This window comes from Alphaproteobacteria bacterium HT1-32 (assembly GCA_009649675.1).
In the GTDB taxonomy this organism is placed as follows: Bacteria; Pseudomonadota; Alphaproteobacteria; order Rhodospirillales; family HT1-32; genus HT1-32.
This window is the reverse complement of sequence record WJPL01000001.1, coordinates 1,945,516-1,963,706: the sequence shown is the minus strand read 5'-3', so window position 1 is coordinate 1,963,706 and position 18,191 is coordinate 1,945,516. Positions and strand designations below refer to the sequence as shown.

21 protein-coding genes are annotated in these 18,191 nt (G+C 57.5%); 13 read left to right on the top strand and 8 right to left on the bottom strand.

All coding sequences use genetic code 11. The features are described 5' to 3' along the window. Positions 1 to 19: 19 nt before the first annotated feature. Together GH722_09340 and GH722_09335 are read right to left on the bottom strand one after the other, a co-directional pair. Positions 20 to 862 (bottom strand): pantoate--beta-alanine ligase, encoded by an 843-nt coding sequence (locus tag GH722_09340; protein ID MRG71975.1) that lies wholly within the window; start codon positions 860 to 862, stop codon positions 20 to 22. 152 nt (positions 863 to 1,014) lie between these two features. Further along, positions 1,015 to 1,374 carry a tryptophan synthase subunit beta like protein gene (locus GH722_09335; GenBank protein ID MRG71974.1) on the bottom strand — a complete coding sequence of 120 codons (360 nt, stop codon included), beginning with the start codon at positions 1,372 to 1,374 and terminating at the stop codon, positions 1,015 to 1,017. Positions 1,375 to 1,531: 157 nt separating this feature from the next. On the opposite strand from GH722_09335, the gene GH722_09330 reads away from it, so the two are divergent. After that, positions 1,532 to 2,650 (top strand): 5-methyltetrahydropteroyltriglutamate--homocysteine S-methyltransferase, encoded by a 1,119-nt coding sequence (locus tag GH722_09330; GenBank protein ID MRG71973.1) that lies wholly within the window; start codon positions 1,532 to 1,534, stop codon positions 2,648 to 2,650. 17 nt (positions 2,651 to 2,667) lie between these two features. Here GH722_09330 and GH722_09325 read toward each other — a convergent pair whose 3' ends face one another. Then, positions 2,668 to 3,099, bottom strand: coding sequence for a MerR family DNA-binding protein (locus tag GH722_09325; GenBank protein ID MRG71972.1), 432 nt, complete (start codon positions 3,097 to 3,099; stop codon positions 2,668 to 2,670). 76 nt (positions 3,100 to 3,175) lie between these two features. Between GH722_09325 and GH722_09320 the strand changes: the two genes are divergently transcribed. The 4 genes from GH722_09320 (at position 3,176) to GH722_09305 (ending at position 6,289) form a co-directional block, all read left to right on the top strand. After that, on the top strand, positions 3,176 to 3,799 hold the full coding sequence (locus tag GH722_09320; GenBank protein MRG71971.1) for a cation transporter: 624 nt from the start codon (positions 3,176 to 3,178) through the stop codon (positions 3,797 to 3,799). Between the two features lie 5 nt (positions 3,800 to 3,804). Then, positions 3,805 to 4,377 (top strand): RecX family transcriptional regulator, encoded by a 573-nt coding sequence (locus GH722_09315; GenBank protein MRG71970.1) that lies wholly within the window; start codon positions 3,805 to 3,807, stop codon positions 4,375 to 4,377. 14 nt (positions 4,378 to 4,391) lie between these two features. Continuing rightward, a complete protein-coding gene (gene arsC / locus GH722_09310) occupies positions 4,392 to 4,742 on the top strand; it encodes an arsenate reductase (glutaredoxin) (protein ID MRG71969.1) in 351 nt (116 codons plus the stop codon). A gap of 62 nt (positions 4,743 to 4,804) precedes the next feature. Next, entirely contained in the window at positions 4,805 to 6,289 is a 1,485-nt protein-coding gene (locus tag GH722_09305; protein ID MRG71968.1) for a hypothetical protein, read from the top strand. Here the strand turns inward: GH722_09305 and GH722_09300 are convergent. Beyond that, positions 6,286 to 6,825 (bottom strand): hypothetical protein, encoded by a 540-nt coding sequence (locus tag GH722_09300; GenBank protein MRG71967.1) that lies wholly within the window; start codon positions 6,823 to 6,825, stop codon positions 6,286 to 6,288. The genes GH722_09305 and GH722_09300 overlap by 4 nt on opposite strands. A gap of 210 nt (positions 6,826 to 7,035) precedes the next feature. On the opposite strand from GH722_09300, the gene GH722_09295 reads away from it, so the two are divergent. The 5 genes from GH722_09295 (at position 7,036) to GH722_09275 (ending at position 11,720) form a co-directional block, all read left to right on the top strand. Further along, positions 7,036 to 7,422, top strand: coding sequence for a hypothetical protein (locus GH722_09295; protein ID MRG71966.1), 387 nt, complete (start codon positions 7,036 to 7,038; stop codon positions 7,420 to 7,422). 31 nt (positions 7,423 to 7,453) lie between these two features. After that, on the top strand, positions 7,454 to 8,863 hold the full coding sequence (locus GH722_09290; GenBank protein ID MRG71965.1) for a tetratricopeptide repeat protein: 1,410 nt from the start codon (positions 7,454 to 7,456) through the stop codon (positions 8,861 to 8,863). A 145-nt stretch (positions 8,864 to 9,008) separates the two neighbouring features. Continuing rightward, entirely contained in the window at positions 9,009 to 10,031 is a 1,023-nt protein-coding gene (locus GH722_09285) for a TAXI family TRAP transporter solute-binding subunit (GenBank protein MRG71964.1), read from the top strand. A gap of 83 nt (positions 10,032 to 10,114) precedes the next feature. Further along, entirely contained in the window at positions 10,115 to 11,221 is a 1,107-nt protein-coding gene (locus GH722_09280) for a YHYH protein (GenBank protein ID MRG71963.1), read from the top strand. 214 nt (positions 11,222 to 11,435) lie between these two features. Then, the gene (locus tag GH722_09275; protein MRG71962.1) at positions 11,436 to 11,720 is read left to right on the top strand and encodes a hypothetical protein; all 285 of its coding nucleotides are present in this window, start codon (positions 11,436 to 11,438) and stop codon (positions 11,718 to 11,720) included. 47 nt (positions 11,721 to 11,767) lie between these two features. Here the strand turns inward: GH722_09275 and GH722_09270 are convergent, their stop codons facing one another. Beyond that, positions 11,768 to 12,037 (bottom strand): hypothetical protein, encoded by a 270-nt coding sequence (locus GH722_09270; protein MRG71961.1) that lies wholly within the window; start codon positions 12,035 to 12,037, stop codon positions 11,768 to 11,770. A gap of 202 nt (positions 12,038 to 12,239) precedes the next feature. Between GH722_09270 and GH722_09265 the strand changes: the two genes are divergently transcribed. Then, on the top strand, positions 12,240 to 12,524 hold the full coding sequence (locus tag GH722_09265) for a hypothetical protein (GenBank protein MRG71960.1): 285 nt from the start codon (positions 12,240 to 12,242) through the stop codon (positions 12,522 to 12,524). A 47-nt stretch (positions 12,525 to 12,571) separates the two neighbouring features. Here GH722_09265 and GH722_09260 read toward each other — a convergent pair whose 3' ends face one another. Together GH722_09260 and purH are read right to left on the bottom strand one after the other, a co-directional pair. Next, a complete protein-coding gene (locus GH722_09260; protein ID MRG71959.1) occupies positions 12,572 to 13,351 on the bottom strand; it encodes a 2,4-dihydroxyhept-2-ene-1,7-dioic acid aldolase in 780 nt (259 codons plus the stop codon). Positions 13,352 to 13,401: 50 nt separating this feature from the next. Further along, complete coding sequence (purH, locus tag GH722_09255; protein ID MRG71958.1) at positions 13,402 to 14,994, bottom strand: bifunctional phosphoribosylaminoimidazolecarboxamide formyltransferase/IMP cyclohydrolase; 1,593 nt, start codon at positions 14,992 to 14,994, stop codon at positions 13,402 to 13,404. A 217-nt stretch (positions 14,995 to 15,211) separates the two neighbouring features. Here purH and nhaA point away from each other — a divergent pair, with 217 nt between their 5' ends. Beyond that, positions 15,212 to 16,414, top strand: coding sequence for a Na+/H+ antiporter NhaA (nhaA, locus tag GH722_09250; GenBank protein MRG71957.1), 1,203 nt, complete (start codon positions 15,212 to 15,214; stop codon positions 16,412 to 16,414). A gap of 3 nt (positions 16,415 to 16,417) precedes the next feature. Here the strand turns inward: nhaA and GH722_09245 are convergent, their stop codons facing one another. After that, positions 16,418 to 17,329, bottom strand: coding sequence for a hypothetical protein (locus GH722_09245; protein ID MRG71956.1), 912 nt, complete (start codon positions 17,327 to 17,329; stop codon positions 16,418 to 16,420). Between the two features lie 34 nt (positions 17,330 to 17,363). Here GH722_09245 and GH722_09240 point away from each other — a divergent pair, with 34 nt between their 5' ends. Then, positions 17,364 to 18,176: a hypothetical protein gene (locus tag GH722_09240; protein MRG71955.1), complete on the top strand. Its 813-nt coding sequence runs from the start codon at positions 17,364 to 17,366 to the stop codon at positions 18,174 to 18,176. The last annotated feature ends 15 nt before the right edge of the window (positions 18,177 to 18,191 follow it).

Here is an 18,191-nt window from a genome sequence, read left to right as displayed (position 1 = left end):
TTCTGACTCTTTCCGCCGGTTATGCGGCAGGTGCGACCGCCACATTATCAATAAGACGCGCCTTGCCAAGCCACGCGGCAGCAAGAAGACGAGCCGGACGGCTTACCGGAGCAGTCACCGGCTGCAGGGTTTCCGCATCCCGAAGTTCAACATAATCGATGCTGCGAAACCCGGCATCCAGTATCGCCGCACCCGCCGCAGCGATTGCCGGACGGGTCGGGTTTACCGCAGCTTTCAGCAGTTCCCGGTTCAGTACGGGGGCAATCCGGCGTTCTTCCGGCGTCAGATAGGCATTGCGCGACGACATCGCCAGACCATCTGCCTCGCGCACTGTCGGGCCTGCCAGAATCTGCGTCGGGATATCAAGATCCAGTGCCATCCGCCGGATCACGCAAAGCTGCTGGTAATCTTTCTCGCCAAAAATCGCATAATCGGGCCAGCACTGAATCAGCAGCTTGGAGACAACCGTCGCCACCCCCTGAAAGAAGATAGGCCGGGTTTCAGCGCACAGCCCTTCCCCGAATCCGGAAACCGCAACCGAGGTCGCAAATCCCGTCGGGTACATCTCGCTGACATCCGGGATATAGACAGCATCCACAGCATGAGCCTCAAATTTGGCGAGATCGCCTTCCTGATCGCGGGGATAGGTAGCAAGATCCTCGCTCGGGCTGAACTGGGTCGGATTGACGAACAGGCTGGCAACCACACGGTCTGCCTTGCCCTTGACGATATCCACCAGTGACATATGCCCGTCATGCAGGAACCCCATCGTCGGCACCAGTGCGACCGTCTCTCCGGCGGCACGCCAGGACGCCACACGTTCACGCAACCCGACGCGGGTTGTCACCACTTCTATCGCCATCTGCAGGGCCCCACCCTATCAGGAACAGTTATGCTGCACCGCAGCGCCGGCAGACTAATCCAGAATTCATGAGAGACCAAGTGCCTTGAATGACAGATGTTTCACAGACCGGAACAGCATGCCCGGAGACCGAAACACAACCACCTTCAAAATCAGTCTTCGTCGCGAAACTCCTGCGCCTGCAAAGCAGCCCAGTTGAAACCGACATCCGCATACTGGGAAAAGACCTGCTGACCGCGTTTTTCTTCACGCTCCAGAAATTTCGCCCGGGCCGCCTCCGGCAGGTCGGTGAAATCAATGATCCCCTTCTCCAGCAGAACCGTGACCAGGTCCTCAATCACCCGTGACAGTTCAACGTCAGATTTATGCCAGTCCGGGTCCAGTACTTCCGCCCGCCCGAGAAACCGGTCGAGATCAGGATTGTAGGCCGAAACCTCCTCTCCTGATTGATCAACATCATCCCGGAACGCGGCAATGATATCCCCGTTCCTGTCCCGCTTCACATACGGCATCCGTTTCCTCCGTCCTTCCCGGCAATCCCGGAACAGAGTCCCTATTCCCCGGCATCCGGCAATGATCCGCATCACAGCCCGACTTGCCTCCGCGTGGTCAACACGCCAGACTATTTACAACTATAAGACAAACAGGCTTACGGGAGAAGAAACGGTCATGACCAGCACACCTCCTTTTCGCGCCGACCATGTCGGCAGCTTTCTCCGGCCAGCCGAACTGGCTGAAGCCCGTCAGCAGCAGGCAGATGGCAAAATTGATGATGCGGCCCTGCGGGAAGTCGAGGACCGCTGCATTGCAGAAGTCGTGAAACAGCAGGAAGCGGCGGGCCTGAAGGGCATCACGGACGGTGAATTCCGGCGTACCTTCTTCCATGTTGATTTCCTTGAACGGCTGGACGGTGTCGAAGTCACCTATGGCGAGTTCGCTTCGAAGTTCCGCAAGGATGACGGGACCGAGGTCGGCTTTCGCCCGCCAACCATGCATGTCACCTCGAAGATCCGGCATGCCACCCCGATTCAGGGGCCGGATTTCGACTATCTTGCGGGACAGGTAACGCGAACACCGAAAGTCAGCATTCCGTCGCCTTCGATGCTGCATTTCCGGGGTGGGCGTGAAGCCATCTCGACAGAAATCTATCCGGATATGGAAGATTTCTACGCCGACCTGGCCGCCGCCTATCGCGATGAAATTGCTGATCTGGCCGGCCGTGGCTGCCGCTATCTGCAACTCGACGACACCAACCTTGCCTATCTTTGCGATCCGCAGATCCGCGAGGCCACAAAGGCGCGCGGATATGATCCTGACGACCTGACCCGGCTTTATTGCCGGATGATCAATGAAGCCATCCGCGACAAACCGGCGGACATGGTGGTGGCCACTCATCTTTGCCGCGGCAATTTCAAAAGCGCCTGGGTCGCACAGGGCGGCTATGAGCCGGTGGCTGAAATCCTGTTCAGCGAGATGGCCGTCGATGCCTTCTTCCTGGAATATGACGACGAGCGGTCAGGCGATTTTGCCCCCTTGCGGTTCATGCCGAAGGACAAATCCGTGGTACTCGGCCTGATGAGTTCCAAGACAGCGGCAGTCGAACCGGTCGATGCCATCCGCAAACGCATTGATGAGGCCGCTGCCTATGTCGATCTCGAACAATGCGCACTCAGCCACCAGTGCGGCTTTTCCTCCACCGCCCACGGCAACGATCTCGGCTTCGACGATCAGTGGCGGAAACTTGGCCGCTGCGTGGAAATCGCCCGGACCGTCTGGGGCGACAAATAAGCCCGGTAGCGGGTCAATCAGGTCGGCGGAAGATGATCATGATCGCAGTGCTCGTGATCGCTCAGGGCCTGAACGATACGACAATCGGCAACCCTGCCTCCGGCACAGGCGCTGATCATATGCTCCAGTTCGGTCTTCAGGCTGGTCAGTAGCCGGATGCGGTTATTGACCTCCTCCAGCCGCTCCCGGGCAATCGCATCAATCTCCTCGCAGGACTGTGCAGGTTTGTCGGCAAGGCTGAGCATCTGCCTTACATCATCAAGCGAGAAACCCAGCGCACGGGCATGCCGGATGAAAGCCAGCCGGCTGACCGACCCGTCAGAATAAACCCGTTGATTTCCCGCAGTCCGCGCCACCGCCGATACAAGTCCGATCTGTTCGTAATAGCGAATCGTCTGAACCTTGCAGCCTGCGGCGCTGGCGGCTTCACCAATGGAAAAATTCATCAAACCCTCTTGAAGCTCTAGTTACTGTAGGTATTAGGTAGGGTGTCATGGAACATCATTCAAACCGGAGGCAAACCCCATGAGCGGCTGCTGTCACCATGACCATCCTGAAGTTTTTGACGGCATGTCGAGCGGGTTTCGCCGTGCACTCTGGGCTGTCATCATCATCAATGCGGTCATGTTTGTTGTCGAGATGACCGCCGGGCGGCTGGCAAATTCACAGGCCATGCAGGCTGATGCGCTGGATTTCGCCGGTGATGCGGCAACCTATTTCCTGAGCTTCATCGTCCTCGGCAAATCCCTGAAGACCCGCGCCACCGCCGCCATGGCTAAAGGCATCAGCCTCGCCCTGCTTGGCCTCTGGGTCTTCGGGTCAACCGTCTGGCAGGTTTTCATCCTGGGCCTGCCGGAAGCCACAATCATGGGCTGGATCGGCGGTCTGGCACTGGCAGCCAATCTGGTCAGTGTTCTGATTCTGATGAAATATCGTGATGGCGATTCAAATGTCCGTTCGGTCTGGCTCTGCAGTCGCAATGACGCGATCGGAAACATCGCGGTGATTGCGGCCGCCGGACTGGTTATCGCAACGGGCACCGCCTGGCCGGACCTTGTCGTCGCCGGGATCATGGCCTGTCTGTTCCTGTCTTCTGCCTTCCAGATCATTCGTCAGGCGCAGGGCGAAATGCGCAACGCCGGAAACTGATCACCATGGCGGGCAGGCAACAGGGCAAGACACCGCCGGTCGCCAATGGGGAAACCCTGCGCCGTGCCGCCGAGCGCTATGTTGCCCGCTATGCCAGTTCTGCCGAGCAGCTCCGGCGTGTTCTGAACCGCCGTGTCCTGCGATCAGCCCACGCGCATGACACGGACCCGGAGGAAGGCGCCCGCATTGCCGAGGAGATCGTCAGCCGGTATGTCAGGCTGGGCATTCTTGACGACGCAGCTTTTGCCCGTGGTCGCACTGCCGCCCTGTTCCGGCGTGGCGCCAGTGCAGGTGCCATCCGGGGACGCCTGATACAGCAGGGGCTGGAGGCTGAGGATATCGAGAATGCCATCCGGCATCTGCTGGCGGAAACGCCGGAGATCGACACGGTCCCGGATATGGACCGCGCAGCCGCCGTCTCCTATGCCCGCCGCAGCCGGCTGGGCCCGTTCCGGCGCAAACCGGCCGACGCGGACCAGCGCCAGCGTGAAATGGCCCGGCTTGCCCGCCGGGGATTTTCCTATGAGGTTGCGAAATGGATTATCGACGCCGAAACTGAAGACGACCTGACTGATTGACCGACGATGGAGAATTGAACGAGATGACCGTCATTTATCACAACCCCCGCTGTAGCAAATCCCGCCAGACCCTCGCCCTGCTGACGGAAAACAATGTAGAGCCGGAAATCGTCGAATATCTCAAGACGCCACCGACCACCGGCGAACTTGGCGAGATTCTGGTCAAGCTCGGCATGAAGCCTGCCGAGATCCTCCGTCGCAAGGAAACGAAAGAAGCCGGTCTTGATCCCTCAACCCTGTCGGATGCCCAGATCATCGCTGCAATCTCTGCGAATCCGGCCATTATGGAACGGCCGATTGTCGTCAAAGGAGATCGCGCTGTGATGGGTCGCCCCCCGGAAAACGTTCTGGAACTTTTGCGTTAGTCCTCGTGAAGTAAGGACAATCCACAGTTTCCCGCTGAAACGGATTATCGCATAAAGCCGTCATGAAAGACGGCGCGAAACAGAGAACCACAAGTAAGCTTGCGGCATTGTGCCCGATGAAAGTCGGCGCGCGGGGCATTCTGCTTGGCAGTATCTGCGGCCTGATCATCCTCTCGTCTCTCGGTGTCATCCTGATGGGAAAGGTTGCGGAGAGCCTGATAAAACAACAGGCAGAGCACGAATCCCTGTCTGCCGCGACTCTGATTGCCCTACAATTACCGAATATCGAACAAATCGCCGACACCGGACAGATGAATACAGCAGAACGCGCCCTGCTCGAAAGTATCCGGCAGATGGGGCGCATCTTTCGCTTCAAGCTGTTTGATGCATCCGGAAATCTGTCACTTGTCTCTGACGATCTCACCAAACCAGAAAAGCAGGAAAGCAGACTGGCGGATCACAATGAGACGGCGATCAACGTTCTTGCCACGGGAAAGCCCTATGTGAAACTCGCGGATGGAACCGGCAAGCCTGACCGCCCGGACCTCTATGTCGAAACATATGTTCCGGTCATCCGCGAGGGGCGTCGGGTCGCTATTGTCGAGGTCTATGTCGATATGTCTGCATTCAGGACCGGCATTACCCGCAGCTTTACGATCTATGGCCTCCAGATATCCGGACTGACTATTCTGGTTCTGTTGCTGCCCCTCGGAGGCGTCATTCTGCTTATGCGCCAGTTGCAGCAACAAAATCAGGAACTGGATCAGGCCCGCCTTCATGCACTTGACGCAGAACGGGCCAAGACAACCTTTCTGGCCAATATGAGCCACGAACTCCGGACTCCCCTGAATGCCATTCAGGGGCTGACACAGGTCATGATCCGGGGCGATCTTGGGCCGCTGGAACATCCGAAATATCTTGAATATGCCAAGGATATCAATGCCAGCGGAAACCATCTCCTGTCCCTGATCAATGACATTCTCGACATCTCGAAAATTGAACTCGGCGAACAGGCATTGCATGAATCCCGCTTTGATCTGGCAGCGCTGCTGACCGAGACGGTCAGGATCGTCACGGCATGGGAAAAAAGCAGCGACCTGACATTCATCACTGAAGGGACCAAACAGCCGGTATTCGTAATTGGCGACCGCAGAGGCATCGCGCAGATTGCCCTGAACCTGTTATCCAATGCCGTAAAATTCACCAAGAAGGGCGGAACCATCACAACCACCCTGCAGCGTATGAAAAACGGTGCTGTTCAGATCGATATTTCCGATACCGGCACAGGCATCGACGCGCAGGACATTGCTCATCTCATGCAGCCATTCCGGCAGGCGGGAAACAGCGCCCATGTCGCCAACGAAGGCGGTGTCGGACTGGGGCTGGCGCTTTCCAGAGCCATCATCCAGGCACATGGCGGAGACATCACAATCAAAAGCAAGGCCGGCGTCGGGACCACTGTTACCTTTGAGCTGCCCGCGCTGCGGGTCATGCGCCCCGCACAATCCCTGCTCGATACTCCGGGGCCTGCGAACGCAGAAAGCTAGTCGGGCACAGTCACGACAAGCTTCAGACGCGCCCGCACAGAGTCCGGAAAGCCGTCTGATACAGGGGGCTCTGCAGTCACACGGGATATATTGAGGTCCTTGCCAGTGGACAGAACATCCTCGACCAGTGGAAACAGCAATGCTTCTTCCCGGCGGATATGCCGATGATAATTATCAATGAAACAACGACAGTTTCGGGAAAAAACCTCTCTGTCGACGACCTGACCGTCAAGAAGATGCCGCAACAGATTCAGGATATCCAGAGCCGCAGAACGCAGTTCCTCATGCTCACCGAGGAGGATCCGCAAAATATCCCTGACATCCGGATATTCCTGTAACAGCCTCTGAACGAGATACTCTTCGGTCCGGTGATGAGACTGATCCGGGTAATCCAGACTGTAGCGCAGAATATCATCCAGCAATTCATAGTCTGGTTCGCCATCCGCATCGAGCAGGCTCAGTTCGCGGGCGAAAGCATCCAGCAATCTCAGAATGTTGCGATGGTCCTTTCTCAGTCCGTTCAGAATGTCCTGCATTCCCGTCTCCCTGTTTTTCTTTCAGAACGGCGCCACCCCCCCTTTTGCCCGGACGATTGTTCTGACGGTTCACAACGTCGCACTATCGCACCGTCAATCAGGCTTCCGCATTGATTCAGCGCAATGCTCCCCGCTGACTATTGCTTTCCGGCTTGTGTTCGACCATTTTCCGGCTGTCCAGAAACCAGCGAAGCACCCCGCATGTCCGGCATCACACTCTCTGCCCCGATCGCGCCAGGCGAACTGATCGACAAGATCACGATTCTCGAAATCAAGTCAGAGCGCATTGAAGACCCGGCGAAGCTCGCCAATGTCGAGACCGAACTGAAAACCCTGTCGGCGACACGGGACCGGCATATCGGGGCGTCAGACGAGATGATCGCCCTGACCGCCAGCCTGAAATCAATCAATGAAGAACTCTGGGTTATCGAGGACGACATCCGCGATTGCGAACGCAATGGTGACTTTGGCGAGACATTTATCAGGCTGGCACGGGCTGTCTATCGCACCAATGACCGCCGCGCTGATGTAAAGAAACAGATCAATATCCTGCTCGGCTCCAGCCTTGTGGAAGAGAAATCCTACGCAGCCTATTGACGGTCCGGCGCTGGCAACGGTTAATCCCGATATGAATGGCGATACCAACACACAACCGGCAGCACAGACCGACCTGTCTGCCCAGCCGGCACATATCCAGATGTTCGCGCGGGCGGCAGATGACCACAAGAAAGGTCGTATGGATGCCGCCGTGGCCGGCTATGCCGAAACACTCCGGCTGAAACCGGATTTTGCCGACGCCCTGAACAATATGGGCGTCGCGCTGCGTGCCCAGGGCAAGTTTGAGGCCGCCGTCGCCTGCTACAAACGGTCACTTGCGCTGCGCCCGAACAATCCCGGCGCCTGGTCAAACATGGGCAATGCGCTGCGGGAAGTCGGACGGCTTGAAGAAGCCTGTGTCGCCCATCGCAAGGCCGTCGAGCTGAAGGGGGATGCGCCGGAGGGTATCTATAATCTTGGTCTGGTGCTGCGGGATCTCGGCAAGATCCGGGAGGCGATGGATTGCTTCAACCGCGCCATCGCCATGCGGGACAACTATTTCGACTGCCTGTGGGACCGGGCGCTGACCTGGCTGCTGATCGGCGATTACAAACGCGGGTTCGATCACTATGAATGGCGCTGGAAACTGGACCGCAGCCCCCCACGCAAGTTCGATATGCCGGTGTGGGATGGCAAGGATCTCGGCGGCAAGTCGATCCTGCTGCATGCCGAACAGGGTTATGGCGACATGATCGAATGGGCCCGCTTCATCCCGCTGGTGAAGCAACGGGGTGCCGGTCGGGTGATCGTAGAATGCCAGACCGGTCTGCTGCGTCTGCTGGCCACTGTCGATGGTGTCGACGAAATGCTGATCAAGGCACAGAAACCACCGAAATGTGATGTCTATTATCCATTACTGTCCCTGCCCAAAATGTTTGGCGTGACGATGGAGACCCTGCCCAACACCGTCCCCTATCTCGGCCCGCCTGAAATCCACGGCAAGAAACTGCCCGCCGTCAATGGCGCAAAGCTGAAAGTCGGCATCGTCTGGGCCGGCAAGACCACACCGAAAGACCGTTCCTGTGGCCTTGAACATTTCATCGAAATCATGGATATGCCCGGCGTCGCCTTCTACAGCTTCCAGAAAGGAGGCCGCAAGGACGATATCGTCCGGCTTGGCGCGGAAACCCTGATCACCGATCTTGATCCGCTGATTGAGGACTTCGCAGATTCCGCTGCCTTCATGTCCCAGCTGGACCTCGTCATCACCATCGATTCAGCCCCTGCACATCTGGCCGGGGCGGTGGGGGCAAAGACCTGGTGCCTGCTGATCCATAACGCAGACTGGCGCTGGCTGCTCGACCGTGACGACTGCCCCTGGTATCCGACGATGCGACTGTTTCGCCAGCCCCGGCCCGGCGACTGGACAGCTGTCTGGAAGCAGGTCACACCTGCATTCCGGGAATGGGTGGCAACAGAGATGGCCAGCCGGCAACCGTAAAGCGAGGCTCCGGCGGGCTCCCCGGACAGGGCACGCAGAATTGATCTGCCGAACTCCAATAAAGTTCCTGAATATCTTTGCCTTTCAATCAGTTCGGGCGTAGTTTCCTGACTGGTTACAATTCCCTCTTGGTTACAGGACAGGCATGCTCAAGCGCCGTTTCACCGTCGCAACCCGGATTGCCGTGGCGCTGGCCGTGGTCATCGGTGCGACAACGGCAAGCTCGTCTACGCTTACCTTTCTGCATATGGGCACCGGGTCCGCCAGCGGAACTGTCTTCCCGCTGGGAGGATTGCTCGCCGGCATTTTCTCGAACCCTCCGGGATCACGGGACTGCGAGCGCGGTGGAAGCTGCGGCGTCCCCGGCGTTATCGTCACCGCCACCTCCAGCGAGGGGTCGGTGGAAAACATCACCGAAATCCAGGCAAAGAATTTTGATCTGGCGCTGGTACAGGGCGATGTCGCGTTCTGGGCCTATTACGGCCTTGGCCCCTACAAGGGACAGGAGCCGATACGTTCGCTCCGCGCAATAGGCTCGCTTTATCCGCAGGCCGTGCATCTTGTCGTTCCCGCCGATTCCGACATCGAAGATCTCAGCGACCTTGCCGGACGACGGGTTGCCGTCGGCGAACTGGGTTCCGGTACGCCGGTGATGACCGATGTCGTGCTGGCCGAACGCGGCATAAAGAAAGGCGATTACGAAGCCTATTACATGAAACCCGGTGCTGCGGCTGACTCACTTGCCGCCGGCGCACTGGATGCAGCCTTCTTTGTAACCGGATATCCGGACGCCTCGATTTCAGGTCTGGCCCAGCGCCTGCAAATCCGCCTCGTGCCGCTGACCTGGGATGATTTTGACGAGTTGATCACCAAGTACAGCTTCATCACCGGCGGTGTCATCCCGGCTGATTATTATCCCGGAATTCCCGCGACACTGACCCTCAATGTCTCCGCCCAGCTGATTGCCCGCGAAGACATGGACGAGAAACTGGTCTATGGCGTTACCCGTGCTCTCTGGCACGAAACCAGCCGCAAGAAGCTTGAAAAGAACCACCCGCGCGGTGCCCAGATCCGTCTGAAAGCTGCCCTGAACGGGGTCGGTATTCCCCTGCATCCGGGCGCACGGAAGTTCTATCAGGAAGTCGGTCTGTTAAAGTCCCCCTTCTGATTCCTTCCTTCCGCCTGCCAAAACAGTAGCCAGTTTATCCCGGATCGGGATAGCATATCCGCGCATCCGTATCGGGGGATCTGATGATGAAAATAACCGGATTTAAAACCTGGACCGGAACAGTCGTTTTTACGGCCAGTATCCTGCTGTTCGCACAGGCCGGCCTTCAGGCATTCTTTGGTCTGCCCGACAACAAGGTCTCGGTGCGGACGGACAGCGACTATCGCTACATCACATCAAATGCGATACCCGATCATTCTCCCGGCAATTTCCCCAACCGGCGCAACCCCAACAGCATCTCCGAACAGTCATTAGCCTTTCGTGTGCCGCTGCATCCGGCGCTGACCGGTCGCCAGACATCTGTCGGCATGAATGTTTTTGCCGTTGCGACAAATGGTGTCCCTTTTGATCCCTCCGCTGCGGAATGGTGGCAGCGCGACCGCAATTCCGGATGGCAGTACGAGCCACTGTCTTCTTCTGTCGACCTTGGCCTCGACAAGCATAATGCGCATGTACAGCCAAACGGCACCTATCACTATCACGGTATTCCGACCGGACTGGTCGAGGACGTAACCCCGGACCGGCATTCAAAACTGATCGCCTATGCGGCAGACGGTTTTCCGGTTTACCTGCGTTATGGATACAGCGACCCGGAAAACCCGGCGTCGGCGGTGGCCGACCTCACCCCAAGCTGGCGGCTCAAATCCGGATCACGTCCCGGCGGGCCGGGCGGGCGCTACGATGGCAGCTTCATCGAAGACTATGAATATGTCGCCGGTCTTGGCACACTGGATGAATGCAATGGTCGCCAGACCGTCACCCCCGACTATCCCAATGGCACCTATGCCTATTATCTGACCCGGGACTGGCCTGTCATCCCCCGTTGCCTGAAGGGAGAGCGGGACCGCAGCTTCCTTAAAATGGGACCGGGCGGGCCAACACGAGGGTCAGGCGGACGAGGCGGGGCATCTGCTTCGATGCATAACGACCGGCCGGGCGGTGGTGGCCGTCCCGGTGGTCCCCCGGACTTCAACAAAGCCGGAGAAATGCTGGGAATAGACGGCGAAACCCTACGCCGTGCACTGGGCCCGCCCCCACCGGATTTCGACAGCGCCGCCCAACGGCTCGGTATCCCGGTTGAAAAACTGCATGAGGCCATGCGGGCAGCAGGTGGCGGACGACGGCCCTAGGCCGTTCCGCATCTGGCAAAGTTGTCATTCGGGAACAAACCGGATCATCCCCTGAACAATAAAAGTAACAATCCGGCGAAGGTCCGGGATATTCAGTCAACGTAATTTGAATTCACAGACATACCTGAAGCAAATAACTGGGCTAAGATAAGCTTGTATTAAGCTACTCTTTTCCATCAGCCGATGGATAAAATGCTTTATCAGGAGAAAGCATTTGACCACATCCGCCCGGGATTTTTACAGAATTGCGCGCAATGACGATAAAATTCTTGACCGTTTGTCAGGCATTCAAGACGAAGCCGTTTTCATTGGTACCATTGAAGACATCGCTCGCGAACGGGGCATCACCCTTACTTCCGAGGAAATACGTCAGGCCATCTTCAATCTGACGGAAATCGTGCAGAGCGTTGCAAACGACGACGAACTGACCGATTTCGAACTGGAAATGATCGCTGCCGGGGTACCTGTGAACTGTGAGAGAGAAACCATAAAAGCATAGATAATCCAGTATCCGGCTAAACCAGCAGCAGCGGGCAGAGTTAGCCGCTAGCTGCGTCCGCCGATATCGCGGAAGCCACCCAGCGCCTTTCGGGTGGCTTCCGTATCCGTGCCGTATGCGATAAAGCGATAACCTTCCTGCAACCGGCCGTTCAGGGCATCCATATCCGGATCAACCTGATGAATGCCCATTGCCTTGCCGGTTGCCGAGCAGGCTTCCCGATATGTCGCACAGGCGGCTGTAAACGGGCCTGCGGTAAAGTCTCCCGCGCATCCAAGATCAGCATACAGATCGTACGGCCCTAAGCCGTTCCGCATCTGGCAAGGTTGTAATTCGGGAACAAACCGGATCATCCCCTGATCGATAAAAGTAACAATCCGGCGAAAACCCGGGATATTCAGTCAACGAAATTTGAATTCACAGTCATACCTGAAGCAGCTTACCGGGCTAGGATGAGTTTGTAGTAATCTACGCTTTTTCATCAGCAGATGGATAAAACACTTCATCAGGAGAAGGAAATTGACTACATCCGCCGAAGACTTCTACAGAATAGCGCGCAATGACGATGAAATTCTTCACCGTTTGTCAGGCATTCAGGACGAAGCCGTTTTCATTGGTACCATTGAAGACATCGCTCGCGAACGGGGTTTCTCCCTTACTTCCGAGGAGATACGCCTGGCCATCTTCAATCTGACGGAAATCGTGCAGAGCGTTGCAAACGACGACGAACTGACCGATTTCGAACTGGAAATGATCGCTGCCGGAATACCCATAAACTGTGAGCAGGAAACCGTAAAAGCATAGATAATCCAGTATCCGGCTAAACCAGCAGCAGCGGGCAGAGTTAGCCGCTAGCTGCGTCCGGCGATATCGCGGAGGCCACCCAGCGCCTTTCGGGTGGCTACCGTATCCGTGCCGTATGCGATAAAGCGATAGCCTTCCTGCAACCGACCGTTCAGGGCATCCATATCCGGATCAACCTGATGAATGCCCATTGCCTTACCGGTTGCCGAGCAGGCTTCCCGATATGTTGCACAGGCGGCTGTAAACGGGCCTGCGGTAAAGTCTCCGGCGCATCCAAGATCGGCAGACAGATCGTACGGCCCGAGGAAGACCGCATCGACACAATCCAGCCCGGCGATTGCCGCGACATTGGCAATGCCACGGGCGGATTCGATCTGTGGCGCGATCACCGGGGCAAAACCCTTGTGATAATCGGCAAAGTCATCACCCCAGGCATTCATTCGTGACAGGCAGACCCCGCGTTTGCCCGCCGGGGGATAGACCAGATGGTCCGCAAAATCCTGCAACGCCCCGGCATCTTCGACCTGGGGAACAATGAAGCCGTGAGCGCCAATATCCAGAAGCCGCCGTGCAAGAATCGGATCGGCTTCCGGCAGGCGCACCAGCGGTGCCACATCATAACGCTCGCAGATGACGAAAATCGCTTCCGCCGTCGCAAGGCCGGTTGCCGTATGCTCCATATCCACGGCGATCCAGTCGAACCCCAGCGTTGCCATCGCTTCCGCCATGGCGGGCGATCCGCTGCAAACCCAGCCACCAATTGTTGCTGCACCCTCACCAAGTGCTGTCTTCAACCGGTTCTGATACTGCCGTCCGCTGATGCTCATGGCTCAAACTCTGCGTGATTTGGGGGAAAGCCGCAACCAAAGGCCCCGGATCAATGGCGGAAATGCCGCATACCGGTCATCACCATCGCAATCCCGGCTTCATCGGCGGCGGCGATAACCTCGTCATCCCGCATCGATCCGCCGGGCTGGATGACGGCGGTTGCACCCGCATCCACTGCGGCCATCAGGCCATCCGCAAACGGGAAGAAAGCATCTGAGGCAACGACGCAACCGTCTGTGCGCTTGGTCTTGTCACCGGCTGCCGCGGCGGCCTCGGATGATTTGATAACGGCGATCCGGGCTGAATCGACCCGGCTCATCTGTCCGGCACCGACACCCACGGTCGCACCATCCTTTACATAAACGATGGCATTCGACTTCACATGTTTGCAGATCCGGAAGGCCGTCAGCAGATCGCGCATTTCCCGGCTGTCCGGTGCCCGCTTCGTCACCACCCGCAGATCGGCTTCGGCAACGCGGCCATTATCGCGACCCTGCAACAGATATCCGCCAGCGACTGTACGAATGGTCATGCCCGGTGCTGCCGGATCCGGCAGGCCACCGACTTCAAGTACACGAACGTTCTTCTTGGCCGACAGAATTTTCCGGGCAGCCTCATTGATTTCCGGTGCGATCACCACTTCCGCGAACAGTTTGGCGATCTCTTCCGCCGTATCCGCAAACAGTGGGCGGTTCAGGGCAATGATCCCGCCAAAGGCGCTGACCGGGTCACAGGCCAGTGCCCGCCGGTAGGCATCCAGCGTCTCGGACGCAACAGCCACACCGCAGGGATTGGCATGCTTGATAATCGCAACAGCAGGCTCACCAAATTCGGCCACCAGTTCATAGGCCGCATCTGTGTCATTGATGTTGTTGAAGCTGAGTTCCTTGCCCTGCAACTGGGTCGCCGTCACCACACCCGGGCGCTTTTCCGATCCCGCATACAAGGCGGCGGACTGGTGCGGGTTTTCGCCATATCGCAGGGTCTGCTGCAACTTTCCGGAAACCGAAAGCACCGGCGGGAACGCACTGTCTTCATCAGTCTGCGTCGTCAGCCATGTGGAAATTGCGGCATCATAGGCAGCGGTACGGGTGAATGCCTTGGCAGCCAGTCGGCGACGGGTCGCCGCGGTAGTGCCGCCATTGTTCTCCTTCATTTCTCCCAGCACCAGATTGTAGTCTTCCGGATCGCTGATCACCGTCACAGAACGATGATTCTTCGACGCCGAGCGGGTCATCGCCGGGCCACCGATATCGATCTGCTCGATGCATTCATCAAACTCTGCGCCCGACGCCAGTGTTTCCTCGAACGGATAGAGATTGCAGACCAGCATGTCGATGGGAGCAATACCATGCGAGGCCATCGTCTTGCCGTGTTCCCGGTTATCCCGCAGGCCCAGCAGACCACCGTGAATTTTCGGATGCAGCGTCTTGACCCGGCCATCCAGCATTTCCGGGAAACCTGTATGGTCTGATACTTCCGTCACCGGAATACCCGCTTCGGCCAGCATTCTGGCAGAGCCGCCAGTCGACAGAATATGGACACCCATGTCCGCCAGTACCCGCCCGAACTCGACCAGACCGGTCTTGTCATAGACGGAAATCAGGGCGCGCTGGATTGGTGGGGTGGTTGCATCAGACATCTTGGTCGGGCTCCGGTTCAGACATGGCTACGATAAGTGCGGCGCAATATGCGTCGAAAGGCCAGTTTGTTCCAGTCATCACGACCGGAAAAGAATCCCGTTCAGCCACATATGCAGGCCAGAACAGGAAAACATCGATAAAATTCAAACCAATTACTTGATGTATAAAATAATTTTATTACCTAGCTGACGGGAGAACACAGATAAGGACAAGGGAATGGTGATTGCCAAGAAGGTGCTGAAACGTGCCGAGGAATTTTTTCAGCTGGAGGCATCCGGCGGTATTGTACTGATTGCCGCATCAGCTGTAGCGCTGGTAATCGCCAATGTCGGATTGGGCCCGATCTACGACGCCATTCTGCAGGCTCCCTTTTCCATCATCGTCGGCCCGCTTGCGATTGAAAAAAATGTCCTTCTGATCGTCAATGACGGCCTGATGGCGATCTTCTTCCTGCTTGTCGGTCTTGAAATAAAACGCGAGTTCCTCGACGGCGAACTTTCCAGCCGCAGTCAGGCCATGTTACCGGCCATTGCAGCCATCGGCGGCATGGCGGTGCCGGCGGGCATCTATGCCTTTATCGCCTGGGATGACCCGGTTGCACTGAGTGGCTGGGCCATCCCCGCCGCAACAGACATTGCCTTTGCCCTCGGCATTCTGGCGCTTGTCGGATCGCGGGCACCGCTGTCGCTGAAAGTCTTGCTGACCGCCATCGCGATCTTTGACGATCTCGGGGCGATTATCATCATTGCGCTGTTCTATACATCCGATCTGTCTCTACTGTCGCTGCTGGTTGCTGCGATCTCGATCATCGGGCTGGCCATTCTGAACCGGATGAACGTCCGCCAGCTCACTCCCTATATACTGATCGGGCTTGTTCTGTGGGTCGCAGTGCTGAAATCCGGGGTCCATGCAACACTGGCCGGTGTCACCCTCGCCATGTTCATCCCGCTCGGTGGCGGTAAGGAAAAAGACGGCGACGAGCCGCTCCGCTATCTCGAACATATGCTCCACCCCTGGGTTGCCTACGGGGTGTTGCCCGTATTCGGTTTCTGTAACGCGGGTGTATCCTTCGCCGGACTGGGGCTCGAAGTACTCACCCACCCGGTCACGCTGGGCGTTGCACTCGGTCTGGTGATCGGTAAGCAGATCGGCATCTTCGGATCAATCTGGCTGTCCATCAAAACCGGCCTGGCCAAACTGCCGGAAGGTGCGGACTGGCGACAGATCTATGGCGTCAGTGCACTGTGCGGGATTGGCTTCACCATGAGCCTGTTCATTGGCGGGCTGGCTTTCAGTGATCCGTCCTATGCGGCACCGGTACGTCTTGGCGTCCTCGGCGGATCGGTGATCTCGGCCATCATCGGGTATCTGGCGCTCACTGCCGGGCGCGCGCCTCTGCCGGAACGAAAACCGGCCTGACGGTCAGGTCCGCAGCAGGTACAGCGCCACCGTTGCCACGAATGGTGCTACCAATGTCGTCGTGAATACGGACATCGCGGCGACATTGCGTCCGTTCTCATGCTGCGAACAGACGATAACCAGCATGACGCCAACCGGCCCGCAGGCATTGACGACAAGAAAAGCCGTCATGACCGGATCAAAGCCAATCGCCAGACAGGCGAACCAGGTCAGTATCGGGGCCACCAGCAACCGCAGGATCATCACCGGCGGTGCCAGCCGCCAGACATCCTGACGGTCAGCCGTGGCAAGACTGGCCCCCAGAATCAGCAGTGCCAGCGGTGCAAAGGCACCCGCCATCATCTGCAACGGGAACAGCAACGGCGTCGGCAACACGATATCGGTAACGTTCAGCCCCAGTCCGATGATGATCGCCGGAATAACGGGGCTGGATATCGACGCTTTCATCGATGCCTTCCAGTCCCCCGCCCCGGCAGTCAGCGCCAGAACACCAACCGACATGATCAGAATGGAATGCAGCGTCATGATGACCGCCTGCGGTGCGATATAGGCAGGCCCGAACGCCAGTTCGATCAGCGGAATTCCGTAATTCCCGGTATTCGGGAAAGCGATGGCAATCGCGATGACCGGTATGTGGCGATGTTCCGTCTTCAGCCAGCGCCCTGCCATCCAGCCAAGGCCAAACAGCACAAAGAACTGCACGATCGTGAACCAGGCAATATTACCAAGCGAGGATAATGATGCCTCGGTCGTGGCAAGATGAAAGATGATGAAGCAGGGCAGGGTGATGTTGAGATGCAATCTGCCGAGTGTCGGCAAATCCAGACTGAGCCAGCGTTGTGCAAACCAGCCCAGCGCGATCATCACCATGATAGGCAGCGAAACGCCGTAAATAATATCGAACAGAAGACCCAAGACAGATGACCTGAAAAGCGGCGGGAGGGGGAAGATGCACGCTGGCAGGCCTGTCGTCGAGAAGGATGATACCGCCCGGGCCACGGATACTTGCCAAGCCGGGCGCAAACCGGCACTTTCAGGGCCAGTTCATTGTCGACCGGACAGGTTCTCCAACCAAGGAATTGTCATGCGTTTCAGCTTTGTCATTGCCGCTATTGCCCTTGTCTTATCACCGATTGCCGCCTTCGCTGAAGACGCCATTGGCGTTGTCACCCGGCTGGAAGGCGATGCAACCGCATCAAAGAATGGCCTGGTTCGTACTCTTGATCCGGGCAGCGAAATTTTCCTGTCTGAAGTGCTCTCCACCGGACCGGAAACCCGCCTTGAACTGGTTTTGACCGATGATACCCGGATCATTCTCAGCGATCAGACCATTGCCTCCGTTGCTGATTTTGCTTTCGTTCCTGCCGAAGACCGGGGAAACGCGGTGATCTCCCTGCTGCGCGGCGCCTTCCGGGCGATCAGCGGACGGATTGCCGACATGCAGGACAAGGAACTGGTCTTCCGGACACAGGCAGCAACCATCGGTATCCGCGGCACAGATTTCTTCGGCGGTTATGAGGGCCGCAAACTGGGTGTTGCCCTGCTGGATGAAGACAGTGCGCTGAGCGTCGAGAACGATCATGGCAGCGTTGATCTGGCCGGACAGTTTCAGGGCACGGATGTCGAACCCGGTATGGCCCCGGAAGCAGCCCATGAATGGCCACAGTGGCGTATTGAAAAATCCCGGGAACGTGTCGCCTTCTTCAGCCGGTCATTTCCTGATTTCGATCCGCTGCAGAACCGTTATCGCCGTCCCGACTGACCCCGCACCGCACTG

Bases quoted from the DNA above. Each gene is read 5' to 3' on its own strand.
- GH722_09340 (MRG71975.1), bottom strand. From the start codon at position 862: ATGGCGATAGAAGTGGTGACAACCCGCGTCGGGTTGCGTGAACGTGTG.
- GH722_09335 (MRG71974.1), bottom strand. From the start codon at position 1,374: ATGCCGTATGTGAAGCGGGACAGGAACGGGGATATCATTGCCGCGTTC.
- GH722_09330 (MRG71973.1), top strand. From the start codon at position 1,532: ATGACCAGCACACCTCCTTTTCGCGCCGACCATGTCGGCAGCTTTCTC.
- GH722_09320 (MRG71971.1), top strand. From the start codon at position 3,176: ATGAGCGGCTGCTGTCACCATGACCATCCTGAAGTTTTTGACGGCATG.
- GH722_09315 (MRG71970.1), top strand. From the start codon at position 3,805: ATGGCGGGCAGGCAACAGGGCAAGACACCGCCGGTCGCCAATGGGGAA.
- GH722_09305 (MRG71968.1), top strand. From the start codon at position 4,805: ATGAAAGACGGCGCGAAACAGAGAACCACAAGTAAGCTTGCGGCATTG.
- GH722_09300 (MRG71967.1), bottom strand. From the start codon at position 6,825: ATGCAGGACATTCTGAACGGACTGAGAAAGGACCATCGCAACATTCTG.
- GH722_09290 (MRG71965.1), top strand. From the start codon at position 7,454: ATGAATGGCGATACCAACACACAACCGGCAGCACAGACCGACCTGTCT.
- GH722_09285 (MRG71964.1), top strand. From the start codon at position 9,009: ATGCTCAAGCGCCGTTTCACCGTCGCAACCCGGATTGCCGTGGCGCTG.
- GH722_09280 (MRG71963.1), top strand. From the start codon at position 10,115: ATGATGAAAATAACCGGATTTAAAACCTGGACCGGAACAGTCGTTTTT.
- GH722_09270 (MRG71961.1), bottom strand. From the start codon at position 12,037: ATGCGGAACGGCTTAGGGCCGTACGATCTGTATGCTGATCTTGGATGC.
- GH722_09260 (MRG71959.1), bottom strand. From the start codon at position 13,351: ATGAGCATCAGCGGACGGCAGTATCAGAACCGGTTGAAGACAGCACTT.
- purH (MRG71958.1), bottom strand. From the start codon at position 14,994: ATGTCTGATGCAACCACCCCACCAATCCAGCGCGCCCTGATTTCCGTC.
- nhaA (MRG71957.1), top strand. From the start codon at position 15,212: ATGGTGATTGCCAAGAAGGTGCTGAAACGTGCCGAGGAATTTTTTCAG.
- GH722_09240 (MRG71955.1), top strand. From the start codon at position 17,364: ATGCACGCTGGCAGGCCTGTCGTCGAGAAGGATGATACCGCCCGGGCC.